This window comes from Mesorhizobium sp. M0676 (genome assembly GCF_040320535.1).
In the GTDB taxonomy this organism is placed as follows: domain Bacteria; phylum Pseudomonadota; class Alphaproteobacteria; order Rhizobiales; family Rhizobiaceae; genus Mesorhizobium.
In genome coordinates this window covers 33,560-57,111 of sequence record NZ_JAMYPU010000024.1, presented here as the reverse complement: position 1 = coordinate 57,111, position 23,552 = coordinate 33,560, and the positions used below count along the sequence as shown (strand labels likewise).

Annotated in this window: 22 protein-coding genes and 1 pseudogene; 11 read left to right on the top strand and 12 right to left on the bottom strand. The window is 61.5% G+C overall.

Features of this window, described 5'->3' with window-relative positions; translation table 11 throughout:
- Positions 1-43 precede the first annotated feature (43 nt).
- On the bottom strand, positions 44-334 hold the full coding sequence (locus NKI35_RS23590; RefSeq protein WP_023696086.1) for a Dabb family protein: 291 nt from the start codon (positions 332-334) through the stop codon (positions 44-46).
- A 114-nt stretch (positions 335-448) separates the two neighbouring features.
- Complete coding sequence (locus NKI35_RS23585) at positions 449-583, bottom strand: hypothetical protein (RefSeq protein ID WP_023688440.1); 135 nt, start codon at positions 581-583, stop codon at positions 449-451.
- Between the two features lie 259 nt (positions 584-842).
- Here NKI35_RS23585 and NKI35_RS23580 point away from each other — a divergent pair, with 259 nt between their 5' ends.
- Positions 843-2,093, top strand: a complete 1,251-nt coding sequence (locus NKI35_RS23580) for a class I SAM-dependent methyltransferase (protein ID WP_352741587.1) — start codon at positions 843-845, stop codon at positions 2,091-2,093.
- Between the two features lie 60 nt (positions 2,094-2,153).
- Here the strand turns inward: NKI35_RS23580 and NKI35_RS23575 are convergent.
- Positions 2,154-4,131, bottom strand: a pseudogene (locus NKI35_RS23575) (bifunctional 2',3'-cyclic-nucleotide 2'-phosphodiesterase/3'-nucleotidase).
- A gap of 141 nt (positions 4,132-4,272) precedes the next feature.
- Positions 4,273-5,538: an NAD(P)/FAD-dependent oxidoreductase gene (locus tag NKI35_RS23570; RefSeq protein ID WP_352741586.1), complete on the bottom strand. Its 1,266-nt coding sequence runs from the start codon at positions 5,536-5,538 to the stop codon at positions 4,273-4,275.
- A 178-nt stretch (positions 5,539-5,716) separates the two neighbouring features.
- Between NKI35_RS23570 and NKI35_RS23565 the strand changes: the two genes are divergently transcribed.
- The gene (locus NKI35_RS23565; RefSeq protein WP_352741585.1) at positions 5,717-6,382 is read left to right on the top strand and encodes a 5-formyltetrahydrofolate cyclo-ligase; all 666 of its coding nucleotides are present in this window, start codon (positions 5,717-5,719) and stop codon (positions 6,380-6,382) included.
- On the opposite strand, the gene NKI35_RS23560 is transcribed toward NKI35_RS23565, so the two are convergent.
- Positions 6,379-6,852, bottom strand: coding sequence for an Lrp/AsnC family transcriptional regulator (locus NKI35_RS23560; protein ID WP_023668897.1), 474 nt, complete (start codon positions 6,850-6,852; stop codon positions 6,379-6,381). The genes NKI35_RS23565 and NKI35_RS23560 overlap by 4 nt on opposite strands.
- A 155-nt stretch (positions 6,853-7,007) precedes the next feature.
- Between NKI35_RS23560 and ald the strand changes: the two genes are divergently transcribed.
- Entirely contained in the window at positions 7,008-8,123 is a 1,116-nt protein-coding gene (ald, locus tag NKI35_RS23555; RefSeq protein ID WP_352741584.1) for an alanine dehydrogenase, read from the top strand.
- Positions 8,124-8,506: 383 nt separating this feature from the next.
- Here the strand turns inward: ald and NKI35_RS23550 are convergent, their stop codons facing one another.
- From NKI35_RS23550 to sseA, 3 genes are all read right to left on the bottom strand, one after another.
- Complete coding sequence (locus NKI35_RS23550; protein WP_023706533.1) at positions 8,507-8,974, bottom strand: DUF1203 domain-containing protein; 468 nt, start codon at positions 8,972-8,974, stop codon at positions 8,507-8,509.
- A gap of 172 nt (positions 8,975-9,146) precedes the next feature.
- The gene (locus NKI35_RS23545) at positions 9,147-9,710 is read right to left on the bottom strand and encodes a GNAT family N-acetyltransferase (protein WP_023682574.1); all 564 of its coding nucleotides are present in this window, start codon (positions 9,708-9,710) and stop codon (positions 9,147-9,149) included.
- A 5-nt stretch (positions 9,711-9,715) separates the two neighbouring features.
- Entirely contained in the window at positions 9,716-10,567 is an 852-nt protein-coding gene (gene sseA / locus NKI35_RS23540; protein ID WP_352741583.1) for a 3-mercaptopyruvate sulfurtransferase, read from the bottom strand.
- 206 nt (positions 10,568-10,773) lie between these two features.
- Here sseA and NKI35_RS23535 point away from each other — a divergent pair, with 206 nt between their 5' ends.
- From NKI35_RS23535 to NKI35_RS23525, 3 genes are read left to right on the top strand one after another with little or no spacing between them, the layout of a single operon-like run.
- Positions 10,774-11,205 carry a hypothetical protein gene (locus tag NKI35_RS23535; protein ID WP_023672793.1) on the top strand — a complete coding sequence of 144 codons (432 nt, stop codon included), beginning with the start codon at positions 10,774-10,776 and terminating at the stop codon, positions 11,203-11,205.
- Positions 11,205-12,071: an alpha/beta hydrolase gene (locus NKI35_RS23530; protein ID WP_352741582.1), complete on the top strand. Its 867-nt coding sequence runs from the start codon at positions 11,205-11,207 to the stop codon at positions 12,069-12,071. Before NKI35_RS23535 ends, NKI35_RS23530 begins: the two co-directional genes overlap by 1 nt.
- A 32-nt stretch (positions 12,072-12,103) precedes the next feature.
- The gene (locus NKI35_RS23525) at positions 12,104-12,892 is read left to right on the top strand and encodes a Stf0 family sulfotransferase (protein ID WP_023706529.1); all 789 of its coding nucleotides are present in this window, start codon (positions 12,104-12,106) and stop codon (positions 12,890-12,892) included.
- A 9-nt stretch (positions 12,893-12,901) separates the two neighbouring features.
- On the opposite strand, the gene NKI35_RS23520 is transcribed toward NKI35_RS23525, so the two are convergent.
- Positions 12,902-14,104: a cytochrome P450 gene (locus tag NKI35_RS23520; RefSeq protein ID WP_023714170.1), complete on the bottom strand. Its 1,203-nt coding sequence runs from the start codon at positions 14,102-14,104 to the stop codon at positions 12,902-12,904.
- Between the two features lie 219 nt (positions 14,105-14,323).
- Between NKI35_RS23520 and NKI35_RS23515 the strand changes: the two genes are divergently transcribed.
- Positions 14,324-15,250: an Lpg1974 family pore-forming outer membrane protein gene (locus tag NKI35_RS23515; protein ID WP_352741581.1), complete on the top strand. Its 927-nt coding sequence runs from the start codon at positions 14,324-14,326 to the stop codon at positions 15,248-15,250.
- Between the two features lie 51 nt (positions 15,251-15,301).
- On the top strand, positions 15,302-16,159 hold the full coding sequence (locus NKI35_RS23510) for an alpha/beta fold hydrolase (RefSeq protein ID WP_023682579.1): 858 nt from the start codon (positions 15,302-15,304) through the stop codon (positions 16,157-16,159).
- 53 nt (positions 16,160-16,212) lie between these two features.
- On the opposite strand, the gene NKI35_RS23505 is transcribed toward NKI35_RS23510, so the two are convergent.
- Both NKI35_RS23505 and NKI35_RS23500 read right to left on the bottom strand, forming a co-directional pair.
- Positions 16,213-16,956, bottom strand: coding sequence for an alanyl-tRNA editing protein (locus NKI35_RS23505; protein WP_352519455.1), 744 nt, complete (start codon positions 16,954-16,956; stop codon positions 16,213-16,215).
- Positions 16,956-17,990 (bottom strand): cysteine synthase A, encoded by a 1,035-nt coding sequence (locus tag NKI35_RS23500; RefSeq protein ID WP_023672785.1) that lies wholly within the window; start codon positions 17,988-17,990, stop codon positions 16,956-16,958. The genes NKI35_RS23505 and NKI35_RS23500 overlap by 1 nt, the downstream gene beginning before the upstream one ends.
- A 214-nt stretch (positions 17,991-18,204) precedes the next feature.
- On the opposite strand from NKI35_RS23500, the gene NKI35_RS23495 reads away from it, so the two are divergent.
- Both NKI35_RS23495 and NKI35_RS23490 read left to right on the top strand, forming a co-directional pair.
- Positions 18,205-19,026 (top strand): SDR family oxidoreductase, encoded by an 822-nt coding sequence (locus tag NKI35_RS23495; RefSeq protein ID WP_023743035.1) that lies wholly within the window; start codon positions 18,205-18,207, stop codon positions 19,024-19,026.
- A 69-nt stretch (positions 19,027-19,095) separates the two neighbouring features.
- Positions 19,096-20,076: an alpha/beta hydrolase gene (locus NKI35_RS23490; protein WP_023743036.1), complete on the top strand. Its 981-nt coding sequence runs from the start codon at positions 19,096-19,098 to the stop codon at positions 20,074-20,076.
- A gap of 94 nt (positions 20,077-20,170) precedes the next feature.
- Here NKI35_RS23490 and NKI35_RS23485 read toward each other — a convergent pair whose 3' ends face one another.
- On the bottom strand, positions 20,171-21,607 hold the full coding sequence (locus NKI35_RS23485; protein ID WP_023672782.1) for a DEAD/DEAH box helicase: 1,437 nt from the start codon (positions 21,605-21,607) through the stop codon (positions 20,171-20,173).
- 407 nt (positions 21,608-22,014) lie between these two features.
- Here NKI35_RS23485 and NKI35_RS23480 point away from each other — a divergent pair, with 407 nt between their 5' ends.
- Positions 22,015-23,547, top strand: a complete 1,533-nt coding sequence (locus NKI35_RS23480; RefSeq protein ID WP_352741580.1) for an acyl-CoA carboxylase subunit beta — start codon at positions 22,015-22,017, stop codon at positions 23,545-23,547.
- Positions 23,548-23,552 lie beyond the last annotated feature (5 nt).

Sequence of the window (23,552 nt, the reverse complement as noted above, 5' to 3'; positions counted from 1 at the left end):
TGCATCATTCCCGAAATTGGTTCAAGGCCTCTTGCCGGCCCGATCAGGCCGTCGCCACGATATCGGCCGAATAGCGCAATTCGCGCAAGGGTTTGACCCGGCTGGTCGTCTCGGCATAGAGCGGGTGCGCCTTGTATGCGGCAAGCGCGGCATCATCCTCGAACTCGGCATAGACGACCACGTCGATCGCATCCGACAGCGGATCGACCTTGGTGTTGAGCGTCACCTCGAAGAGGCTTGAATGCGGGATCTTGCCCAGTGTGAGCAAGCCTGTGCGCACGGCCTCGACATCGTCCTTGCGCCGCGCGCTGAAGAAAACGATATGCCGGATCACGCCTGCCTCCACGTTCGATTTGCAGCATGTTTTGTGTGAGCGGGACCGTCGCGTCAACCGCCACGATGTCGCGCCCGGCAATGCCGGTAGGCGACTTTGCAGAGGCGCAAAAAGCTAGGCTTTGCCGGTGACGTAGCGCACGACGCGCGACATCTCCCTGACCGTCGTGTCGAGATAGCGGCCCTGATTGTAGAGGCCGTCCCAGATCAGGAAAAAGGCGATGGCGACAATGACGATGACATAACGCATGGCTGAAACTAACGTATGTGGCTGTTCGTAACCATAGCGATTTCGCCGAGGGCCGCGCTCTCCCGCGGATTCTGGCCTCAGGCCGGCAAGCTGGGCCAGCGCCGCACGAAGCTTGCCTCTTGAAGTTTTGGCCAATGCCATGGAAGATTGTGGCGAAAATTCACGCAGGCTACGGCGTTCGCGCCTGGCGAATGAAAGTGGAGGATGTGGAGGCCGGCAGATCTTGCGCCGCCCCCGCGGAAGTCCAGGGGGGTGTGAGATGGCTGTCAGGGAATACAAAGGCATCGGCGACGCCATCAGGCTGGACGAACTCAATTTCGCCGAGATGGTCAAGGGCCTGCCGGCCAAGGCGCGCATGGTGCTGTCGGCGGCGATGAAATTGCCGCGCGGTTCGCTGAAGGTGAGGATGCCGGATGGCCGGGCGGTTCTTGTCGGCGGCAACGGACCCGGCCCGGATGCCGAACTGGTGTTGAAGAACTGGCGCCTGCCCGGCCGTGCCTTTTCCGGCGGCACCATCGGCGTTGCCGAATCCTACATGGACGGCGACTGGGAAAGCCCTGATGTAACCAGCTTCCTCGAACTGTTCGTCGTCAACTCGGCTGTTGGGGAACGCATTGCCGGCGGCGCCAGCTGGCTCATCAACACGGTCCAGCGCATCCGCCACTGGTTTAACGAAAACACCCGCACAGGCTCGAAGCGCAACATCTCGGCGCATTACGATCTCGGCAACGCCTTCTACAAGCAATGGCTCGATCCCAGCATGACCTATTCGTCGGCGCTCTATGCGACCGGCGCCAACGACCTGGAAAGCGCTCAGGCCGCCAAATACCGCGCGCTGGCCAAGGATACCGGCATCGGCAAGAAGGACCATGTGCTCGAGATCGGCTGCGGCTGGGGCGGTTTTGCCGAATTTGCCGCGCGCGAGATCGGCTGCCGCGTCACCGGCCTGACCATCAGCCGCGAACAGCACGATTTTGCCAAGGCGCGCATCCAGAAGGCCGGGCTTGCCGACAAGGTCGAGATCAAGCTGCAGGATTACCGCGACGAAACGGGCACTTACGACCGCATCGCCTCGATCGAGATGTTCGAGGCGGTCGGCGAAAAATATTGGCCGGTATTTTTCGGCAAGATGAAGGCGTGCCTGAGGCCCGGCGGCACCGCCGGCCTGCAGATCATCACCATCAACGAGGCCGCTTACGACACCTATCGGGCGCGGCCGGATTTCATCCAGCGCTATGTCTTCCCAGGCGGCATGCTGCCGACGCCGTCGATCCTGAAGACGCTGGGCAGCGACCATGGCCTTGCCCATCTGCGCGAGCGCGTCTTTCCGGACGACTATGCCCGCACGCTTGCCGAATGGCGCAACCGCTTCTGGGCGTCGTGGGAAAAGATCGTCCCGCTCGGCTTCGACGACCGCTTCAAGAAGCTTTGGGAATTTTATCTCCACTATTGCGAAGCCGGCTTTAGAGCCAGCTACATCGACGTGCGCCAAGTGGTCTACAAAGCCTGATCCGAAGCGTGATTGAGCGGGCGTATGCCCGCTCGTTTTCCCTGTTGGCTGCACGTTGCCTCAAAGCAGGATGCGATACTTCGCAAACCCGGATTCGCCCTCGCCGGCCGGCTCGATCTTGAGCGATTTCACCCCAGATATGAAATCCTTCGCTTTGGGGCCGGTCTCGAACACGACGCTGGTGCCGGGCAGCGGCGTGAACGACCAATTGTCGTCGGCCGAGGGGTTGATCGTGCCTTCGCTGACGACGTAGCGCACGATCACGTCGCGGTTGGTGTCCGGCGCCTCGTAGATGATCTTCGAGGCATTGATGTCGGGGAAATTGCCGCCACCGCCGGCGCGGTAATTGTTGGTGGCGACGACGAATTTCGCTGCCGGATCAATCGGCTTGCCGTCGAAGCTGAGGCCGACGATGCGGTTCGAGCCGGCATTGGCGACGCCACCCTTGGCATCGTATTTCGGCAGCTGCGACAGGTCTATTCCGTAGCTGACGCCATCGATCACATCGAAATTGTAGGACGGGAATTCGGTGTCGATGAGCGCCTGGTCGGCTTTGCCCGGCTCGATCTTCCTGAAAATGCCGGCCGACATTTCCAGCCATTCCTTCACTTGCGCGCCGGTGATTTCGACGGCACGAACCGTGTTCGGATAGAGATAGAGGTCGGCGACGTTCTTGATGGCCATGTCGCCCACCGGCACGTCGGTATAGTAGTCGGCGCCGTTGCGCCCGCCGGCCTTGAAGGGTGCGGCCGCCGACAGCAGCGGCACGTCCTTCCACTGTGTGCTTTTCAATATGTCCTTGAGGTACCAGCTCTGCGCCTGGTTGACGATCTGCACCGACGGATCATCGGCGACCAGCGCGAAATAGGAATAGAGCGGCGCCGAGGTCTTGCCGACGGGTCGGCGGACATAGGCAAGTGTCGCCTCATGGTCCGCCTTCAGCGCATCGACGACGCGCTGGTCGTCCGCCACCGTCGGCTTGTTTGCCTTGTCGACGCGCTCGTAGATCGGCCTTGCCTCAGATGTGGCCGAGGCTACGCGCCATTTCGATCCGTCCCGTTCCAGAAGCAGATCGATCAGTCCCATATGCGAGCCCCAGAAACCGCCCATCACGGCCGGCTTGCCCTGCAGCGTGCCTTTCTCGGTGTCGACGCCTTCGAGCGCCTGAAAATCCTTCTTGCCGGGGAAGACCAAATGCTGATGGCCGGTGAACACCGCATCGATGCCTTCGACGCCGGCGACGAAGAAGGAGGCGTTCTCCATGCCGTCGCCCTGCTTGATATCGATGCCGGAATGCGAGAGCGCGATGACGATGTCGGCGCCCTCCTCCTTGATCTGCGGCACCCATGCCCTGGCCGCCTCGACGATGTCGCGCGTCCTGACATTGCCTTCCAGGTTCTTCAGGTCCCAGACCATGATCTGCGGCGGCACGAAGCCGATGATGCCGATCTTGATCGGCTGCTCGGCGCCCGACCCGTCCTTGATCTTCTTGTCGAGGATGACATAGGGCTTGAGGTAGAGCTTGTCGTCGCGCGGGTTGGCGGCAAGCTCGGTGCCGCGGATCAGATTGGCGCAGACGAACGGGAAATTGGCCCCGGCCAGCACCTTGTCGAGGAACGACAGGCCGTAGTTGAACTCGTGATTGCCGAGCGTCGAGCATTCATAGCCCAGCAGGTTCATGCCCTTCATGATCGGATGCAGATCGCCTTCCTTGAGGCCCTTCTCATAGGCGATGTAATCGCCCATCGGATTGCCCTGCAAAAGATCGCCATTGTCGATCAGCATCGCATTGGTGGCTTCCTTGCGCACCGCCGATCAGTGAGGCCGTCCGCGACAGGCCCATCGTGTCGTTGGCTTTGTCTGCGTAGTAGTCGTAAGGCAGCACATTCACATGGATGTCGGTGGTCTCCATGATCCTCAGATGCGCCTGATTGGCCTGCGCGCGGGCGGAAAACGGATGGAGCATGATCAGCGCACCGCTGGCGGCCGTACCGGCAAGAAAACTACGGCGGGAGACGGGGTAATTGAGATGCGGCATTGGTTTTCCTTCCCAGCGACGTGACAAGATCCCAGCCCCGAGCGGAAGCTTCGCGCCGAAAACCGGCCATGTCCATCGGGAAGTCAGTCGATCAGCTAAAGGTGACGGCTGGATGAATATCCTTGGCCGCGGTTGAGAACCTCAGCCCTTGTTATCATCGCCCTGGGTGATCAGCCGCGCGCTGCGCTGGCCGGTGAAATAGATCCATAGCCAGCTAAGCGACACCGAGAGCCGGTTGCGAAAACCGATCAGGAAGTAGATATGCGCCACGCCCCACAGCCACCAGGCAAGCCATCCCGTGAGCTTGATCGAGCCGAAATCGATCGCGGCTGCCCACTTGCCGATCGTCGCCAGGTCGCCGGCATGTTTGTAGCGGAAAGGGCGCGGCGCGCTATCGCCGGCCAGCCGCGCCCTGATCGTCGCGGCAACATGCTTGCCCTCCTGCTTGGCCGAGGGCGCCACGCCGGGCACCGGTTTGCCGTCCGGCCGCAAGACATGCGCGGTGTCGCCGATGACGAAGATTTCAGGACTGTTCGGCACGGTCAGATCGGGCTCGACCATTACCCTGCCCGCCCGGTCCACCGGCGCGCCCAGCCACTCTCCCGCGGGTGAAGCCGCCACGCCGGCGGCCCACAGGATGGTTCGCGCCGGCAGATGCGTATCGCCAAAGACGACGCCTTCGGCATCGAGGCGCGTGACGGCGCGGCCAAGCTCGACCGTGACGCCCCGCCGCTCCAGCGCCTTGCGCGCATAGTCGGACAGCTTTGGCGCGAAATTGGCTAGGATCCTGTCTCCGGCCTCGACCAGCACCACACGCGCCTCACGCGTGTCGATGTTGCGGAATTCGCCACGCAGCGTTTCATGCGCGAGCTCGACAATGGTGCCGGCAAGCTCCACGCCGGTCGGGCCGCCGCCGACGATGACCAGTGTCAGCAGTGCCTGGCGCTTGGCCGGATCGGTCTCGCGCTCGGCCTGCTCGAAGGAGAGCAGGATGCGCCGGCGAATGGTGGTTGCGTCTTCAAGCGTCTTCAGCCCGGGCGCGAAAGGCTCCCATTCGTCGTGGCCGAAATAAGCATGACGCGCGCCGGTGGCGAGCACCAGCGTGTCGTAGGGAACAGAACTGCCGTCCTCAAGCAGCACGCGTTTGCCTGGACGGTCGACGCCGGTGACGTTGCCGAGCAGGGTCGTCACGTCCTCGCGCTTGCGCAGCAGATGACGGATCGGCCAGGCGACTTCCGAGGTCGCCAGCGAGGTGGTCGCCACCTGGTAGAGCAGCGGCTGGAAAAGGTGATGGTTGCGCTTGTCGATCATGGTGATGCGCACGGGTGCGCCGGCCAGCGCCCGGGTGAGTTCGAGACCGCCGAACCCTGCGCCGACGACAACGACATGATGGCTGGTTTCACTCATCGCATTCACCCCTGTTTGTCTCCCTTTATCTAGTGATTTTTGTGCACCGCAACAATGTCGCGGCGAGCTAGATTGCCGCTTAAGGCTGCCCAGGACTCGTCGCCGGATGTCGCGAATGCCTATGTCGGCAAGCATGGACGGGTATAGCCTTGCAGGGCTGGAACCACGGGAGTGAAGCATGGCCAACGACGATGACAAAGATGGCAAAGGGCGGGCGCAATATTCTTCGCCGCCTTGCTTCATGCACGAACGCGATCCGGAATTTCGCGCGCCATTGACCGACTGGACCGATGTGCGCCGTTGGCGCAAGGCCGAGCGCGAGCGTCTGATCGCGGCACGGTTGGCGGTTTCCGCCGATGCGCGGGTGGCGATGTCGCGGGCTATCGCCGAAGGGCTCGACGCGGCAATCGGCGACATTGCCGGCCGCATGGTCAGCCTCTATTGGCCGTTTCGCGGCGAGCCGGACCTGCGGCCGTGGATGGCGTCGATCAACGAACGCGGCGGCCGCACGGCGCTGCCCATCGTGATCGAGAAAGGCCAGCCGCTGATATTCCGCGCTTATGTACCCGGCGACCGGCTGGAAAAAGGCATCTGGAACATCCCGATCCCGGCCGAAGGCGAGCCGGTGCTGCCCGACATCGTCATCTCGCCGATCGTCGGCATCGACCCGCGAAACTACCGCCTGGGCTATGGCGGTGGCTTCTTCGACCGCACGCTGGCTGCCATGCCGTTCAAGCCATTGGTCATCGGCGTCGGCTACGAACTGCAGCGCATAGCCACCATCTACCCGCAGCCACACGACATCCCGATGGACCGGCTCGTCACCGAGGCTGCTCAGGGCTAGGCCAGTTCCGGCTTCATCCCCATCGCCGTGCGATCGACGATCTCGCGCAGGGCAAAGGATGAGTTGATCTTGGTCACATGCGGCATCGCCGACAGCCACTCCTTGTGGATGCGCTCATAGTCGACCAGATCCTTGGCGGCGATGCGCAGGATATAGTCGTATTCGCCCGACATCAGGTGGCACGACAGCACATTCGGGCAGCGCTTGATCGCCGCCTCGAAATCCGACAGCGTCTTTTCGAACTGTCCCGACAGCGATATGTGCACGATCGCCGTCATCTGGTGACCGAGCGCTGCATTCGAAAGCCGGGCGTGATAGCCGCGGATGGTGCCGGATTTCTCCAGATTGTCGAGCCGGCGCGAACAGGCCGACTGCGACAGGCCGACCCTTTCGGCGAGCGCCGCATTGGGTATGCGGCCATCCTTCTGCAGTGCCTCGAGAATGGCGATATCGATCCTGTCGAGCGGCATTTCTCGTGATTCCTGCGAAATTTCCTTGATTTCGCGCAACGATTATCGAAACGCGTGACCCCGCGCAAGCGCATTCGCAAACACCTGCGCAACGATTTGTGGTTCACTCGGTTGATACAGGGAACGAGCCCGAAGGGCCGGATCAGGAGAAGACTATGCGCGTCGGTTGCCCCAAGGAAATCAAGAACCACGAATACCGCGTCGGCCTGACGCCGGGCTCCGTCCGCGAATATGTCGCGCATGGTCATGAAGTGCTGGTCGAAAGCGGCGCCGGCGCCGGCATCGGCGCCGATGACAATGCCTACCGCGCCGCCGGCGCCACCATCGCCAGGACCGCCGCCGACGTGTTCGCCAAGTCCGACATGATCGTCAAGGTCAAGGAGCCGCAGCCCAACGAATGGGCGCAGCTGCGCGACGGCCAGATCCTCTACACCTATCTGCACCTGGCCCCGGATCCGGAGCAGACCAAGGGCCTGCTCGCGTCCGGCGTCACCGCAATCGCCTATGAGACCGTAACCGACGACCGCGGCGGCCTGCCGCTCTTGGCGCCGATGTCGGAAGTTGCCGGCCGCCTGTCGATCCAGGCCGGCGCGACCGCGCTGCAGAAGGCCAATGGTGGCCGCGGCGTGCTGCTCGGCGGCGTGCCCGGCGTGCTGCCCGGCAAGGTCACCGTGCTCGGCGGCGGCGTCGTCGGCCTGCATGCCGCCCGCATGGCGGTCGGCCTCGGCGCCGACGTCACCATCATCGACCGCTCGATCCCGCGCCTGCGCCAGCTGGACGACCTCTTTACCGGCCGCGTCCACACCCGCTACTCCACAGTCGAGGCGCTTGAGGAAGAATGCTTCTCGGCCGACATCGTCGTCGGCGCCGTGCTCATCCCGGGTGCTGCTGCACCCAAGCTGGTGACCCGCGAAATGCTGTCGGGCATGAAGAAGGGCTCGGTGCTGGTCGACGTCGCTATCGACCAGGGCGGCTGCTTCGAGACTTCGCACGCCACCACCCATGCCGAGCCGACCTATGAGGTCGACGGCGTGATCCATTACTGCGTCGCCAACATGCCGGGCGCCGTGCCGGTGACCTCGGCGCACGCGCTCAACAACGCGACGCTGCATTATGGCCTGCAGCTGGCCGACAAGGGCCTGAAGGCGCTGGTCGACGACCATCATTTGCGCAACGGCCTCAATGTCCACAGGGGCAAGATCACCAATCGCGCCGTCGCCGAAGCACTCGGCTATGAGCTGGTCGAACCGAAGGCGGTTCTGGCGGCCTGACCAGACCTAAATCCTAATCTCACCTAAATTGGGAAGACTTGCTCCCGTCAGCCCGCCGGCTCATCCCGGTGGGTTTTTTCTTGCGGGCAAAACGCCGGCAACAAAAAGCGGAGCCAAAGCCCCGCTTCCTCGATATCGAGATCCCCGCCGGTTCATCCGCGGTCGGCAATCCATCGACCTTTTAACGTATGAATGCGACGGCAGTACGACAGTTCGCCGCCAGTCGGCGCGCCACCGTGTGCCGGCGATAGTCGCGGGCGCTGTGTGAAGCGTTTCACATCAGCCATCCGAAAAACCTGCACAGACAGGGGTGCCAACTTGACGGATCGAGCCGTCACACGGTTCCCAACTGCCCGCCAGACCAACGGCGGGCATTTTTTTTGTCAGGCACGTTCGATTCGGCACTGATAGCAATTGTTGCGTGCCGAGCGGACATGGACGTAGGCGATATCGTCGCGTTCGAGCAGGGTTTCGGCCCGCGCCGTGATTGCTGAGGTCAGGATGACGCCGCCACTGCCGTAGACGATGCGATTATCCCCGTCATAGCCACGCACGATGTAGTCGGGGCTTTCGAGCACCTCTGGCAGCTGCTCGGTCTCGGGGGCGCGTTCGCATTCTTCCGCATGCAGGAAGATCGGACCAGTTTCAGCGTAAGGCTGCAGATCCGGGAATGGGCGATAGGCCAGAACGAGATAGACGTCGCCCGCGGCGATGTTCTTCAGACAGTGCCGGCAAGGGATGCCGTCGCCGTCGGAAATCTTTCGCTCGGGCGTGTGGCCGTAGGCATCCGGGCCTCCAAACTGCAGGGCTCTGACCTCCTGGGTTGGCAGGGCCTTGAACTGAATGGTCATGGCAGAAATCTCCGGTGTCGTTGACCAGAAATTATGCATCCAAGCCGATGCTTCCCACCCGATTCCTGCCAAGTATCGAAGCGTCAATTGGGTATCATCAGCCGGTGCTATCGAATCTCGATGAATCTGCGATGGCGGTCGGTCTCGCAAAACAAGCCGGCTAATTAGGATGTCACGGCCGCATGACGCTGGCCGAGCGCTCGGCGAACGACAGCGGATGCACGGTCTCCTTCTTTTGCGCCACCGGCGCAAAACCGAGCTTCTGGTAGAGCGGCAAGGCAGCCGGATGGTCGAGCGTGCAGGTCTGCACCGTTACCCGTTTCGGCCCATACGACCATGCTGCGGCGATCGCCGCACCGAGGAACCAACGGCCGATGCCTTGCCCGGTCGCATGTTCCATCATGCCGAAATAAGCGAGTTCGACTTCCTCTGGCAAATGCGGCTTGAGGTCGAAGAACCCGGCCGGCGCGCCGTCGAGATAAAGCACCCTGATGTCGCGGTCCTCGCGGTGGATGCCGGCGGCAAGCTCGTCATCGTCCAGCCTCAGCACATTGACCCAGTGCCATTTGCGTCCGACCCGATCCATCAGATAGCGGTAGAAATGCAGCGGAATGTCCTTGGTCCTGAGCAGCGCGATCTGCCTGTTGTAGGGCAACGGCGGCGAATAGGCCGGCGGCACATGCATTTCCAGAAACGTGACCGTAACCTCGATGTCGTCCAGCGCGCCATTTTCCATCGCCATCATTCCTTGCCCGTCACCACAGGCGTGTCTGCCAGCCCGCCCCATTCCGTCCATGAGCCGTCATAGAGCCGGTTGTCGGTGTGACCGAGCGTCTCCAGCGCCAGAGTGACGACGGCCGCCGTCATGCCGGAACCGCAAGAGGTGACGACCGGTTTCGACAGATCGATACCGGCACCCTCAACGGCCTTGCGCAACTGGTCCTTCGACAACAGCGCGCCATTCTGTGACAGCGCCGAATAAGGCAAATTGTGCGCGCCGGGCATGTGGCCGGAGCGAACGCCGGCGCGAGGCTCAGGCTCGGTGCCGGTGAAACGGCCGGCGCCACGGGCGTCGGCAATCTGGCTTTCTTTCGTTTGGACGATGCGACGCATGTCGGCTAGGCTGGCGACGCGGGCGGCGTCGAAATCTGCGTGGAACACGTTTGGCGCGATCTTGGTCGGCTCCGCCGTCACCGGCCGGCCGGCCGCCTTCCAGCGGTCGAAGCCGCCATCCAGCACGTAGACCTGGAACACGCCCATGACACGGAACATCCACCAGGCGCGCGGCGCCGAGAAGAAGCCCGGACCGTCATAGACGACGATGGTGTCGTCGGCCGAAATACCCATGGCGCCGACATATTGCGCGAAATGCTGCGGCGAAGGCAGCGTGTGCGGCAGCTTGGCATCTGGGTCCGAGGCCGCATCCTGGTCGAAGAAGCGCGCACCCGGAATATGCGCTGCCTCATACTCGGCGCGCGCATCGCGCTTCTGCGCCGGCAGATACCAGGATGCATCGACGATCGTCAGGCCGGGCTCGCCAAGACGGCTCTGCAACCAGTCCGCATCGACTGTGAAAGGGCTGTCATCGGCCATCGTTGTTCTCCTGCCTTGTTGGCCGACTACTATATTTTGGCGGCCATTCGGTTCCGGATCCTGTTTGGCCCGACAATCTGAATGCGCAGCGAGCGCACGACGTAGTCAGCCGCAGCAGTGTGTTGATTCTGATTGTTTTCGTGTTTCGTCGCGAGTACGGAGTGATGGTTATGATCTGGGATGGGCGGGGTCAATAAAATCTCGACATGAGCAATCTCTTGTTTTCCCGAACTCCGAGCAATCCGGCTTCGCTCGGGCTTGTTTGCAATTTTCTTGCACACTATCCGCCTTTCGATGGTTACGAATTCGGCTTGATGGTGAAGACGCTACGCTATCAAATGGATCAGCAGACACATATGATCGGCTCGATCGACGACGTTATCGTGGCCTACGTTGGATGGATCCAGACCAGTCGCGAGATAGCGGAGGCATGGGCGAAGAATGGCGGTCCGCTCAATCCTTTTCCCGGCGGCGACGCTACCGCCGTCACGGTGCTGGCGACGCGGTCTTCGTCCCATATCCTGCCACTTATCAAGAACGCCAAGCTCATAAACCTTGACAAGTCGGTGTTCTGGAAACGCGACTTCATTGACAACCGCGGCTCGGTCAAGCGTGCCGTCCGCAAGCGCGACATCTGATGAGTTCGGCCAAGCCTGCCGAGGCACTGACGCAAGAAATACTTATCCGGCTGGATGACCGGTATGCCGCAATGTTCGTGCGCATCTGGCGGCCAGCCGGCACGCCTCACGCCACAGTTTTCTGCCTTCACGGCTTCACCGGCAATGGTGCCGATTTTAACTACCTCGCCACATTCTTGTGCCGCAATGGTTTCCTGGTTGTCTGCCCAGACCTGTTGGGGCGCGGGCGTAGCGCCTATCTGGGCTCCGGCTACGACATCAACGTCTATTCCAAGTGCCTGCGCGCGCTTGGCGAGTTCGCCGGCACGGAGAACCACTTCATCGGCACTTCGTGGGGCGGCACGATCTTGCTGTTGTTTCTGCACATGACTCGCTCCAAGGCCACGAAAATCGTTCTCAACGACGTTCCAATGCTCGGCGGGCCTAAGGTCGACGCTATGAGAGACGCCGTCATGAAGGAAAGTGCGCTTAAATTTGAGAGCCGTGCGGCTGCCAAGGACTATCTGGCCACCACCAGATCCCTCATGGGGCCGGTCGAGGACGCAGTGTTCAATCGCTATGTGGAGAACCGGATCGCAGCCGGTCCCGAGGGCTTCCGGCTCGCCTATGACCCCGCAACGACGGGAAATTTTGGCGCACTGACCGGCCGCCAATACGATTTTTTCCCAATCGCTGCCAAGATCGACGCCCGCGTTCTGTTGATGTACGGCCGCGACAGCCAATTCGTCGACCGGCAGGCCATCGAGCGCACACGGCTCGCACGGCCTGATCTGTGGCTTGTCGACAACATCGATGCTGGCGATCCGCCATCGCTGATGACGCTGGACCAGGCTCTGCTCATCCTGGGGTTCCTGTCTGCGGCCTAAATCTGGCGTGTGATTGTGGGTTGGTTCCGGATATGCATTTCGACGATTTGTACAGTGAATACATCTCGGCGACCTATGATCGCCAAAGCTCAACCGAAAATCCCGCCAAGATCCTGATTTGCACCACTCCGCGAACGGCCGGGCATTCCTATTGCCAAACCTTGCAACAGTTCGGCTTGGGAATCCCAACCGAGTATTTTCAGTGGCAGTATGCCTTGCCGCTGATGATACGCTGGTCGGCCGACAACACAATTGATCTTGAAAAACTCAACGAGCGGGCAATGGCCTATGGTCGCCAGCTCCTGGCGAAAAGGACTGAGAACGGTGTGTTCGCCGCCAAGATCTTTTTTGAAAACCTGCCATTCGCACGCAATTCAATCGGCAACGACGACGGCAACTCGTTCTATGTCTTCCTCTCAAGAAGAAACAAGGTGGATCAAACCATAAGCCTGCTTTCGATGCTCCATACTGGCCAGCCGTTCGACAGTCGGGAGACGCTGCCTGGAATCCCCAAGGTGACAATTTTGACCGAGAGGGTTGCCAGGGATACCGCCCAACATATTTTCGACAGCGAAATCAGGTGGAAAAATTACCTGAACACCCTTGATCAGAGCAGAGTGGCTGAGGTCTGCTACGAGGACTTCATCGCCAACCAGCAGGAAAACGTTTCCGCCACGATGAGCAACTGGTTCCCAGGTTTCGAGTTGAAATCAAAAGCCGTATCGACGGGTGCGCGCTATGCGCATGATGCCGAACTCAAGGCGATGATCAAAAGGCAATTTGGGGACTATGTCGCTCGGTTTTGGCAGGACCATGCCTGACCCTGCGTTTCATCGACGCGAAACACTGACGGAGGCACCCTGCGCCGGGCGCAGTGCCAGCGCATAGTCGAACCGGATGACATCGTCGGCCCGGCTAAAAGCAAACTGGCGCACAATGGCAAGGACTGCCTCCCGAACTTCCAGCCGGCCGAGACGTGCGCCACCGCACATGCGCGGTCCGGTGAGGAAAGGAATGAAGGCCCTCCGATCAAAGCTGTTGTCGAGGAACTCCTTCCGGCTGGCATCGAAGACACGCGGGTTTGACCAGAAAGCCGGGTTCTGGTGCACGCCGACGATCGACACCATGATCAATTGCCCGGCGTAGAGACGCCGACCTTCGAGAACCGTATCGGCACCGACTTCCCGGGTCAGGAACGGAATCGGAGGGAAAAAGCGCATCGTTTCGTTGATCATGCAATCGGTATACGGCGTCTGCGCATCGCCCGAGAGAACCTCGGCATGGATACGGTCTTGCACCTGCTGGTTTGCCCCCAGTCTATCGATCACCCAAAGTGCGGTCGTCACCGATGTCTCGACGCCTGCGAAGAAGTTCATGACAAACTCCTCCACCGGCGAGAAGCCTTCGATATCTGTGGCTTCGCTTCTAAAGCGGTCCATCTCCGCAGCGGCGCGGGGATCCGCCATCAGCAGCGATGCGAAATCGGCGACCACCGCGCGAGCGTCCTGGATAGCGTTCCCACGTTCGGCGGTCGTCGGCGTCACCCAGGAATAATATTGGAGACGCCTCAGAACGTCGCGGACCCTGTCGAGCAGCAACAGCGTCGCCGCCATATCGGGAACAAGGCCGAACGCCCTGTAAAATATGGTCATCGACGCGGCGAACAACGCTTGCTGGATGGCTGGTAGCGTGGCGTCGCTACTGGACAGACAGGTGGCGAAGATTTCCGCAACGGGATGCTGCTGCGCCGGCTTGGCGGCCGCCAAATAGACGTCCTGGGTGATGGTACGCCGGACCGACCAATCCTGATCGTTCGTGTTGAAACGGCTGAAACCGAGCGCCGAGATCAGGGAGAAGTTCTTCCGAAAGAGCTCCGGCGCCTTGACGATTGTGTCGACGGCTTCCGGATTGTCAAAGACAACCATGTTGCCGAAGTCGCTGGGCCGACCACTCGTTTCCGCCTGCCCGCCATGAGCAAAAAGCGCATAGACGAGGTTGTTGAGAACGCTTTCGATTTGTATCCGGTCGTCCATCGATGCCCCCCGCGCAGCCGTAGACACCAGGCGGCCAGCGCCGACATCTCGACCAGAAACTCCTACGCTATCACATTCGATTCGCAGAGATAAAAGGGGTTCTGTGGCAAACGCGTAACACTGCCCGATAAATGATTATGGCAGCTATGACGAAAGGTGCCGCTGCGGTAGTGTGCGAGTGGGCTAATATCAATTCAGATCGATTCCAGGCGGGGAAAAATGCGAAATCAGGTTTCAAGTAAGCTTCTTGCTACGGTTGCAGCGTCTGCCGCTTCGGTGACATCAGTTGGTGTGGTCGCGGCTCATGCCGCCGATGCACAGGTAACCGATCCTGCAGTGGTCGATTCCCGCATCAAGATTGCCTTCGAAGGCGCGGTCTATCAATCCAACGTCGACAAGCTTGGCGATACCAGCGACAAGCTCGGCAGTGGCAATGATTTCGGCGATCTCTACGGATCAGTGGCGCTCACCAAAGCGATTTCTTCGGATGTGGACTGGAGGCTCGCTGGTACTTTTCACGCCGGCCAGGACAACGACTTTAGTCTGAATGTCCCGCAAAGTGGCGGCGTCATCGGCCTGTCGTTCGGCAACAGCTACAATTTCCAAACGCTCGACTTCGATATCGGCAAGCATGTCGAGGCGCAGGGCGCCGACATCCGATTCTTCGGCGGTCTGCGCTTGCTGCACTCCAAGGAGAAGCTGAATTTCAATGTGAGCGCCACTCCCAATGATCCGGCCGACAAGGGCGGCAACGCTGACAAGCTTGGCTCATCCGAGTTCTACGGCATCGGTCCGCGCCTCGGCGCCGAAGTCTACTATCCGCTGGGTGAGACGTGGGGTCTTACCGGTGCGGTTTCGGGCTCGGCTATGTGGGGCCGACGGACGGACAAGTTTAGCCTCCACGAACATGAGAGCGATCCAAGCGATCCTACTCCTGATCCAGATATCAACGTCAGCGAAAGCCAGCATTCCAACAAGGTTGTTACCAGCATAGACCTTTCCGGTGGCGTGACTCTCAAACCGTGGGAAAATACCACGTTCACCGCAGGCTATCGGGTCGAACAGTGGCACAATCTGCTTGAGATGGCGGACAAGAGCACCCAGACATTCAACGGCCCGTTCCTGCGCCTCGAAGTCAAGATGTAGGCCGGCGGTTCGAGCCTCCCAGCTCGGACTACTGCTTCGAATGGATTGCAATTGACGGAACAGGAAGTGGCGTTTGAATCTAGGGTTGCCGTCAATGGCAACGTCAAACTGCACTACACAGCGGCGGGCTCAGGCCCGCCGATTGTGTTTCTGCATGGCATTCCGGATCACGGAATGGGCTGGCGCCGGCAGATGCAAGCGCTCTGCGACCGATATCGGGTGATCGCGCCGGACCTGAGGGGCTTCGGACAAAGCGATGGACCACAAGGCCATGGCAACTATGCGCTGACCCACCTGGTCAACGACGTGCTGGCTGTTCTTGCAGCGGAAAAGCTGACCCAGGCCGCTATTGTCGGCCATGACTGGGGTGGCATCATCGCATGGTGGCTGGCCATACGCGTGCCGCAGGTCGTGCGCCATCTCATCCTGCTGTCGGCACCGCACCCCCGCAACTATCTGCGTGCGGTCGCCGATCCGGCCAATGCCGAGATCATCGGATATGTACGTGGCTTCCAGGTCCCGGGCGCCACCCAGATGCTGGACATCGACAAACTCGCCACCTGGGTCGCCGATCCGCAGGACAGGCAGGCCCTGACAGATTCGCTCAGGCGATCCGATCCGGAAGCGATGCTGGGCTACTACAGGGCCAACATACCGCTTGGCAGGGTGCCGGATCTGGGCCAGCTGCCTTTGGTCAAGGCGCCGACCCTTGTGCTGTTTGGCTCCGACGATCCCTATGTGCCGTCAAGCGCTTTTGACGGGACCTTCCGAGAAGTCGACAACGTTACCGCCGTGATTGCTTTGCCCGGGGCTGGCCACTTCATCCACCATCAAGCAGCCAAGTTTGTCACCGACCAGATCGAAGCATGGGTTGAGCGATCACCGTCCAGTTTCCGACACCTTGGTTAAGCCAAGGTGTCTCAGACCGGCTGAGCAATATAGAGGCCACGTGCTATTTGACCCTAATTCACCGGCAGCGGTCCGAAGCGAATGCGAAAACGCCGGTTTTCGCGGCCCTTCTTCTCGATCTTGCCGATATGGATTTCACCGACTTCGCCGGTGCTTTTGACATGGGTGCCGCCGCAGGGCTGGCTGTCGATCGGAGCGTTGTCGCCGATGCAGACCAGGCGGATCTTGCCGGTGCCGGCGGGCGGCCGGACATTCTTGGATTTCACCAGGCCAGGATTGGCTGCCAGTTCCTCGTCGGTGATCAGCCTGACGAAGATCGGATGATCGGCTCGCACCAGCTCCATCAGCCCGGCGGTGACGTCTTCCCTGGTGAAGCCGGCATCGGGAGCGTCGAAGTCGACGCGGCTGTCATCTTCGGAAACCGCAGCACCGGTAATCGGAAACGGACAGACTACGGTGAGCAAATGGCAAGCTGCGTGCATGCGCATCAGGAGATGCCGCCGCTCCCAGCCGATGGCGAGTTTCACCTGCTCGCCGACCTCGGGTGCCGGTTGCTCCGGCGCTGGCACATGGATGATCTCGTCCTTGGTCTCGCCGGTGATGGTGGCGGCAATGGCGATGCGGCTGCCGTCGGCGCGCTCTAATGTGCCGGTATCGCCAGGCTGGCCGCCCGATGTGGCATAGAAGATGGTCCGGTCGAGAATGATGCCGCCGCGCTCGTTGATGGCGACAACGGTGGCGTCAGCCGCTCTGAGATAGGCGTCGTCGCGAAACAGCGCTTCTGTTCTGTGCGCCATCAGGCGACCTTCTCATACGGCACCGGAATTGTGCTGCGCTCATCCATCCAGCCCGGCACCGGCAGGTTCTTCTCGCGCAGGAATTCCGGGTTGAACAGCTTCGACTGGTAGCGCGTGCCATAGTCGGCAAGGATGGTCACGATGGTGTGGCCGGGGCCAAGCTCGCGCGCCAGCCGTATCGCGCCGGCAATGTTGATGCCGGTCGAACCGCCGACGCACAGGCCTTCTTCCTGGATCAGGTCGAAGACGATCGGCAGCGCTTCCTCGTCCGGCACCTGGAACGAGAAGTCCGGCGTGAACCCATCGAGATTTGCCGTGATGCGCCCCTGCCCTATCCCTTCGGTGATCGAGCTGCCGTCGGACTTCAATTCGCCACTGGTGTAGAAGGAATAGAGCGCCGCACCCAGCGGATCGGCGAGCGCGATCTTGACGTTGCTGCTCCTGGCCTTCAGCCCGAAGGCGACGCCGGCCAGCGTTCCGCCCGAACCCACCGCCGAGACGAAACCGTCGACCTTGCCGCCGGTCTGCGTCCAGATTTCTTCCGCCGTGGTGCGGATATGGCCGTCGCGATTGGCAACGTTGTCGAACTGGTTGGCCCAGATCGCGCCGTTCGGCTCCGACCTCGCCATCTGCTCGGCCAACCGCCCCGACAGTTTCACGTAATTGTTGGGGTTCTTGTAAGGCACCGCCGGCACTTCGATCAGCTCGGCGCCAAGCAGCTTGATCGTGTCCTTCTTTTCCTGGCTCTGGGTGTCGGGAATGACGATCACTGTGCGATAGCCCAGCGCCTTGGCGACCAGCGTCAGGCCGATGCCGGTATTGCCTGCCGTGCCCTCGACGATGACGCCGCCCGGCTTCAACAGCCCGCGTTGTTCGGCGTCGCGGATTATGAACAGGCCGGCGCGATCCTTGACCGACTGGCCGGGGTTCATGAACTCGGCCTTGCCCAGGATCTCGCAGCCGGTCTGCTCCGAGGCCTTGTTGAGGCGGATCAGGGGCGTGTTGCCGATCGCTTCGATCACAGAACGGGGCATCCGGGATTCCTTATGTAGCTGCGGCGAGACCCTAGAAACCCGAAGCGTGCGTTTCAAGGCAAGAATTCGCCTGGTCCAGTCGCATTTCGGGCACTGCAATCTCCCGCGGCCGGACAACGCGCGATGACGATCATTTCAACCAGTACGGAAAAGCGCTCTTTTCATTCGATTTTTTCACCGCTAGAGCACTAATGACAGATCGGCAGGGCGCAGAATGACACTTTACCGGGCCAACCCGAAGCACGGCGTCGCCTGGATAACCGGCGGCAGCAGCGGCATCGGCCGTGCGCTGGCCAAGGACCTCGCGGCAAAGGGCTTTGTCGTCGCGGTCACCGCACTCGACGGCGACCCACTCGACGCGCTCATCGTCGAGACGGCGCAGATGCCGGGACGTGTCGTGGCCTACCCTTGCGACGTCATCGATGAGCCGCGCATGGCAAGCACGGTGGCGGCGATTGAAAAGGAGCTCGGGCCGATCGTGCTCGCCGTCTTCAACGCCGGCAACTACATCGCCACGCCCGGCGAAGACCTCAGGGTCCGCGACTTTCGCCAGACCTTCGAGGTCAACTATTTCGGTATCATCAATGGCCTCGTCCCGCTCATGGAGCGCATGCGCATCCGTGCGCGCGGCCATATCGTGCTTGTCGGATCGGTTACCGCCTATTTCGGCTGGCCGACCACGGCGGCCTATGGCGGCTCGAAGGCGGCGATCAACATCTTGGCCGAGTCGCTGAAATACGATTTCGACAAGATGAATGTCCGGATCCAAGTGATGAATCCGGGCTTCATCGACACCCCGCTGACGGAAAAGAACATGCTGCCGATGCCGGGGCTGATGCCGGTCAACCGCGCCTCGCGCCGCCTGCTGCGCGGCATCGAGCATGGCGGCTTCGAGGTTACCTTCCCTCACCGGCTGAGCTGGGGGCTGAAGCTGCTGGCACTGCTGCCAAGGCCAGTCTGCCGGTGGTTCATCAGCACGGCGACCCGCTGGACAGGGCGGCCGCTGAATTTCGACCGCAAGCCGCCGAACGAATAGCTGTCCACAGCCCGGCTGTTGCCTGACTGCACCGGCCGCCATAGCTTTAGAATTGTCGTAGAGTCTGAGATGGGGCGGCGGATCGTGCTTGCGGTGCTGGGCGTCGTCATCATCCTTGTCCTGGCCTTCCTGCTTGGTCCGCGCGTTCCCGTCGACACAACCATCAGATTCGACCCCAAGGTGATCGGCGACGATCCGCAAGCGTATATTGCGCGCGAAGAGGCTGCCGTGCCCAACGTCCGCGACGGGCTCGAGAAAGAAATCATCTGGGCCGATCCGATGGTTCACGCCAGGACGCCATTGGCGATCGTCTATATCCATGGCTTTTCGGCATCGAAGGGCGAGGTTCGCCCGCTGGCCGACGAGGTCGCCGACCAACTCGACGCCAACCTTTTCTACACCCGCCTCACCGGTCATGGGCAGGACGGCGCCGCTATGGCGCAAGGCAGCGTCAATGCCTGGATCAACGACTATGAGGAGGCGCTCGCCATCGGCCGGGCCATCGGCGACAAGGTGATCGTCATCGGCACCTCGACCGGCGGCTCGCTGGCGGCATGGGCGGCGATTGAGCCGGGTGCATCGGACGGCGTCGCTGCAATCGCATTCATCTCGCCGAATTTCGGCGTCAGGGCTTCAGGCGCCGAGCTGCTGACCCTGCCCTGGGGCAGGCAGATCGCCGAGTTCGTCGGCGGCAAGGAACGCAGCTTTCCGACCCGCAACGCGCTGCACGAGAAACTCTGGACGCACATATATCCAATGGCGGCCGTGCTGCCGATGGCGGCGCTGACCAACCTTGCCTACGGAGCGCCTGTGGAGAAGGCAACCATACCGGCGCTGTTCATCTTCTCGGATTCCGACAAGGTGGTGCGCCAGGATCGCACCCGCCAAATCGCCGGCCGCTGGGGCGCACCGCATGAACTGGTGCCCGTCGACGACAATGGCGATCCCGACGACCACGTCATTGCCGGCGACGCGCTGTCGCCCTCGACCACGGCATTCCTGGCGCAGCGGATCGTCGTGTGGGTTCAGGCAATTACCGGGCAGCCCTAAACGAAAAAGGACGGCCGAAGCATTGCCCCGGCCGTCCTCATATTCAATCGTCAGCAATCAAGCCAGGCTCGACGAGCCTGACCGGTTCGTCTGATCAGGCAGCCCGCGCCGCGGGCCGCTTGCCGCCGAAGCGGCGCTTGTTGTTGCCCTTGAAGGCCTTGGCGCCTTCCGGCTTGCGCTCGCTTGCACCCGCAAAGGCCGGCTTGTCACCAAAACGCTTCTTGGCGAAGCCGTTGTTCTGGCCACCGGGCCGCCTGCCGTCGCGACGGCCATTGCGGTCGTTGCGATCATTGGCGGGCTCGAAGCGCTCGTTCTTTTCGGCCGGATTGCGCACCGGATCCGGGCTGCCGAGATGGTCGGCAACGATCGGCAGCTTGCTGCGGATGATGCGCTCGACCTGACGCAGCTTGCTGTTTTCGGAAGGATCGCAAAGCGTGATGGCGATGCCGTCCATGCCGTTACGGCCGGTACGGCCGATGCGGTGGACATAGCTTTCGGCCTCATCCGGCAGGTCGAAATTCACCACATGGCTGATGCCGGGAACGTCGATGCCGCGCGCCGCGATGTCGGTCGCCACGAGAATGCGCACCGAGCCCTCGCGGAAATCGTTGAGCGCCTTCTGGCGGGCGTTCTGCGACTTGTTGCCGTGGATGACGGCGGCCTTGAAGCCGTCGCGTTCGAGGTCCTTGGTCACCCGGTCGGCGCCATGTTTGGTGCGCGAAAAGATGATGACGGACTTCATCGCTTCGTCGGCGAGCATCGTCGACAGCACCTGGCGCTTCTGCTTGGTGCGGGCAAAGACAACGCCCTGTACGATTTCGGCAGCAGCGGTGCTCTGCGGCGCGACTTCGACGCGGATCGGGTTCTTCAACAGGCCCTTCGCCAGTTCGGCGATTTCATTGGGCATGGTGGCCGAGAACAGCACCGTCTGACGGTCGGGCGCGGTCGCCTTGGCGATCCGCTTGACGTCGTTGATGAAGCCCATGTCGAGCATGCGGTCGCCCTCGTCGAGCACCAGCCATTTGGTGTCGGAGAGAATGAGGTCGCCCTCGCGCACCAGGTCGGTCAGGCGGCCGGGCGTGGCGATCAGGATGTCGACGCCGGGCGCAACCTTCTTCACCTGGCTGAAGCGCGAGACGCCGCCAAGCACGAGAGCGGTTGAGACATGCGCGCCCTTGGCGAGGATCTTGATCGTGTCCTCGATCTGGACGGCGAGTTCGCGCGTCGGCGCCAGGATCAGCGCACGGGTGGTCTTGGCCCGGCGCTTGGTGCCGAGCGCGATGATCTTCGACAGGATCGGCAGCGCGAAGGCCGCGGTCTTGCCGGAGCCGGTCTGGGCGATGCCGAAGATATCACGGCCTTCCATCTGCGGCGGGATCGCCTGCGTCTGGATCGGCTTCGGCTCGGTGAAGCCGGCGCCATGCGTCGCCTTGAGCAGCGCGCCGGTGATCCCAAGAGCTGCGAAACCGGTAAGGTCCGCAGTGGTGCCGGTCGAGATTGCGTTACCGGCTGAGGTGTTTTCGTTGGTCAAAATAGTCTTCTTTCACGCGGTCTTGGCCGCAAACATCGATGGCGGCAGGGCGCAACCTGCCGTCGAAAAATTTGATATGAAACGACAAGGCGGGCGGACGGTAACGTCCACTCGGCTGCGCTGTCGTGCCCGCAGGCGTCATGCCACGGGGCTCTTTCGCCACTTCGTGATGTATCGGAAAGAGAGGCCGATATACCGGAAAGAGGGAAAACAGACGCAACCAGTCTCATTTGTCGAGAAGGCCGGAATCTCCGGCCCAAGCGCCTATGGGCTGCATATGGCTGAGTTCGCTCCGGAATGCAAGGGGCCACATGTTGCAGCGCAATAATCGAGGCCGAAAGCGGCGCTTGCACACGCCTGCAGGCATCATTACCACAAATGCAGCTGCCATTTCTGGAGACCGAGCGATGAAGGACGTGCTGAAGGAACTCGAGCGCCGCCGCGAGATCGCCCGCATGGGTGGCGGCCAGACCCGCATCGACGCCCAGCACAAGAAGGGCAAGCTGACGGCGCGCGAACGTATCGAGGTCTTTCTCGACGAAGGCTCGTTCGAGGAGTTCGACATGTATGTCGAGCATCGCTCGACCGACTTCGGCATGGAGAAAACCAAGATCGCCGGCGATGGTGTCGTCACCGGCTGGGGCACCGTCAATGGCCGTCCGGTCTATCTCTTCGCCAAGGACTTTACCGTCTTCGGCGGCTCGCTGTCGGAGGCGCACGCCGAAAAGGTCATCAAGGTGCAGGAGATGGCGCTGCGTAATCGCGCGCCGATCATCGGCCTCTACGACGCCGGCGGCGCCCGCATCCAGGAAGGCGTGGCGGCGCTTGGCGGCTATGCCGAGATCTTTCAGCGCAATGTGCTGGCCTCCGGCGTCATTCCGCAGATTTCCGTGATCATGGGCCCTTGCGCCGGCGGCGACGTCTATTCGCCGGCCATGACCGACTTCATCTTCATGGTCCGCGACACCTCTTACATGTTCGTCACCGGGCCGGATGTGGTGAAGACCGTCACCAACGAGACGGTGACCGCCGAGAGCCTTGGCGGCGCGTCCGTCCACACGACGAAATCCTCGATCGCCGATGGCGCCTACGACAATGACGTCGAGGCGCTGTTGCAGATGCGCCGGCTGGTCGATCTGCTGCCGGCGTCCAACACGTCGGAGCTTCCTGAGATCGAGTGCTACCAGTCGGTCACCGACCATGATCTGTCGCTCGACCGGCTGATCCCGGACAACGCCAACAAGCCTTACGACATCAAGGAGCTGATCCTCAAAGTTGCCGATGAAGGCGATTTCTTCGAGATCCAGCAGAACTTTGCCAAGAACATCGTCACCGGTTTCGGCCGTGTCGAAGGCCGCACCGTCGGCTTCGTCGCCAACCAGCCGATGGTGCTGGCCGGCGTGCTCGATTCCGACGCAAGCCGCAAGGCGGCGCGCTTCGTGCGCTTCTGCGACTGTTTTTCCATTCCCATCGTCACCTTCGTCGACGTCCCCGGCTTCCTGCCCGGCACCGCGCAGGAATATGGCGGCCTGATCAAGCATGGCGCGAAACTCCTGTTTGCCTACGCCGAGGCGACCGTGCCGAAAATCACGGTCATCACCCGCAAAGCCTATGGCGGCGCCTATGACGTGATGGCCTCAAAGCACCTGCGTGGCGACATGAACTATGCCTGGCCGACGGCGCAGATCGCGGTGATGGGGGCGAGAGGCGCGGTCGAGATCATCTACCGTAAGGATATCGGCGACGCCGAAAAGATCGCAGCCCACACAAAGGCTTACGAAGACCGCTTCCTGTCGCCCTTCGTCGCCGCCGAACGCGGCTATGTCGACGAGGTGATCATGCCGCATTCGACCCGCCGCCGCATCGCGCGGGCGCTGCGCATGCTGCGCAACAAGGACATGCAGAACCCTTGGAAGAAGCACGACAACATCCCGTTGTAACATCC

Coding starts and splice junctions, on each gene's coding strand:
- NKI35_RS23585 (WP_023688440.1), bottom strand. CDS start 583: ATGCGTTATGTCATCGTCATTGTCGCCATCGCCTTTTTCCTGATCTGG.
- NKI35_RS23580 (WP_352741587.1), top strand. CDS start 843: ATGGCTGTCAGGGAATACAAAGGCATCGGCGACGCCATCAGGCTGGAC.
- NKI35_RS23495 (WP_023743035.1), top strand. CDS start 18,205: ATGACACTTTACCGGGCCAACCCGAAGCACGGCGTCGCCTGGATAACC.
- NKI35_RS23480 (WP_352741580.1), top strand. CDS start 22,015: ATGAAGGACGTGCTGAAGGAACTCGAGCGCCGCCGCGAGATCGCCCGC.
- NKI35_RS23530 (WP_352741582.1), top strand. CDS start 11,205: ATGAGTTCGGCCAAGCCTGCCGAGGCACTGACGCAAGAAATACTTATC.
- NKI35_RS23490 (WP_023743036.1), top strand. CDS start 19,096: ATGGGGCGGCGGATCGTGCTTGCGGTGCTGGGCGTCGTCATCATCCTT.
- NKI35_RS23525 (WP_023706529.1), top strand. CDS start 12,104: ATGCATTTCGACGATTTGTACAGTGAATACATCTCGGCGACCTATGAT.
- NKI35_RS23560 (WP_023668897.1), bottom strand. CDS start 6,852: ATGCCGCTCGACAGGATCGATATCGCCATTCTCGAGGCACTGCAGAAG.
- NKI35_RS23565 (WP_352741585.1), top strand. CDS start 5,717: ATGGCCAACGACGATGACAAAGATGGCAAAGGGCGGGCGCAATATTCT.
- NKI35_RS23515 (WP_352741581.1), top strand. CDS start 14,324: ATGCGAAATCAGGTTTCAAGTAAGCTTCTTGCTACGGTTGCAGCGTCT.
- sseA (WP_352741583.1), bottom strand. CDS start 10,567: ATGGCCGATGACAGCCCTTTCACAGTCGATGCGGACTGGTTGCAGAGC.
- NKI35_RS23500 (WP_023672785.1), bottom strand. CDS start 17,990: ATGCCCCGTTCTGTGATCGAAGCGATCGGCAACACGCCCCTGATCCGC.
- NKI35_RS23550 (WP_023706533.1), bottom strand. CDS start 8,974: ATGACCATTCAGTTCAAGGCCCTGCCAACCCAGGAGGTCAGAGCCCTG.
- NKI35_RS23535 (WP_023672793.1), top strand. CDS start 10,774: ATGAGCAATCTCTTGTTTTCCCGAACTCCGAGCAATCCGGCTTCGCTC.
- NKI35_RS23520 (WP_023714170.1), bottom strand. CDS start 14,104: ATGGACGACCGGATACAAATCGAAAGCGTTCTCAACAACCTCGTCTAT.
- NKI35_RS23545 (WP_023682574.1), bottom strand. CDS start 9,710: ATGGAAAATGGCGCGCTGGACGACATCGAGGTTACGGTCACGTTTCTG.
- NKI35_RS23570 (WP_352741586.1), bottom strand. CDS start 5,538: ATGAGTGAAACCAGCCATCATGTCGTTGTCGTCGGCGCAGGGTTCGGC.
- NKI35_RS23505 (WP_352519455.1), bottom strand. CDS start 16,956: ATGGCGCACAGAACAGAAGCGCTGTTTCGCGACGACGCCTATCTCAGA.
- ald (WP_352741584.1), top strand. CDS start 7,008: ATGCGCGTCGGTTGCCCCAAGGAAATCAAGAACCACGAATACCGCGTC.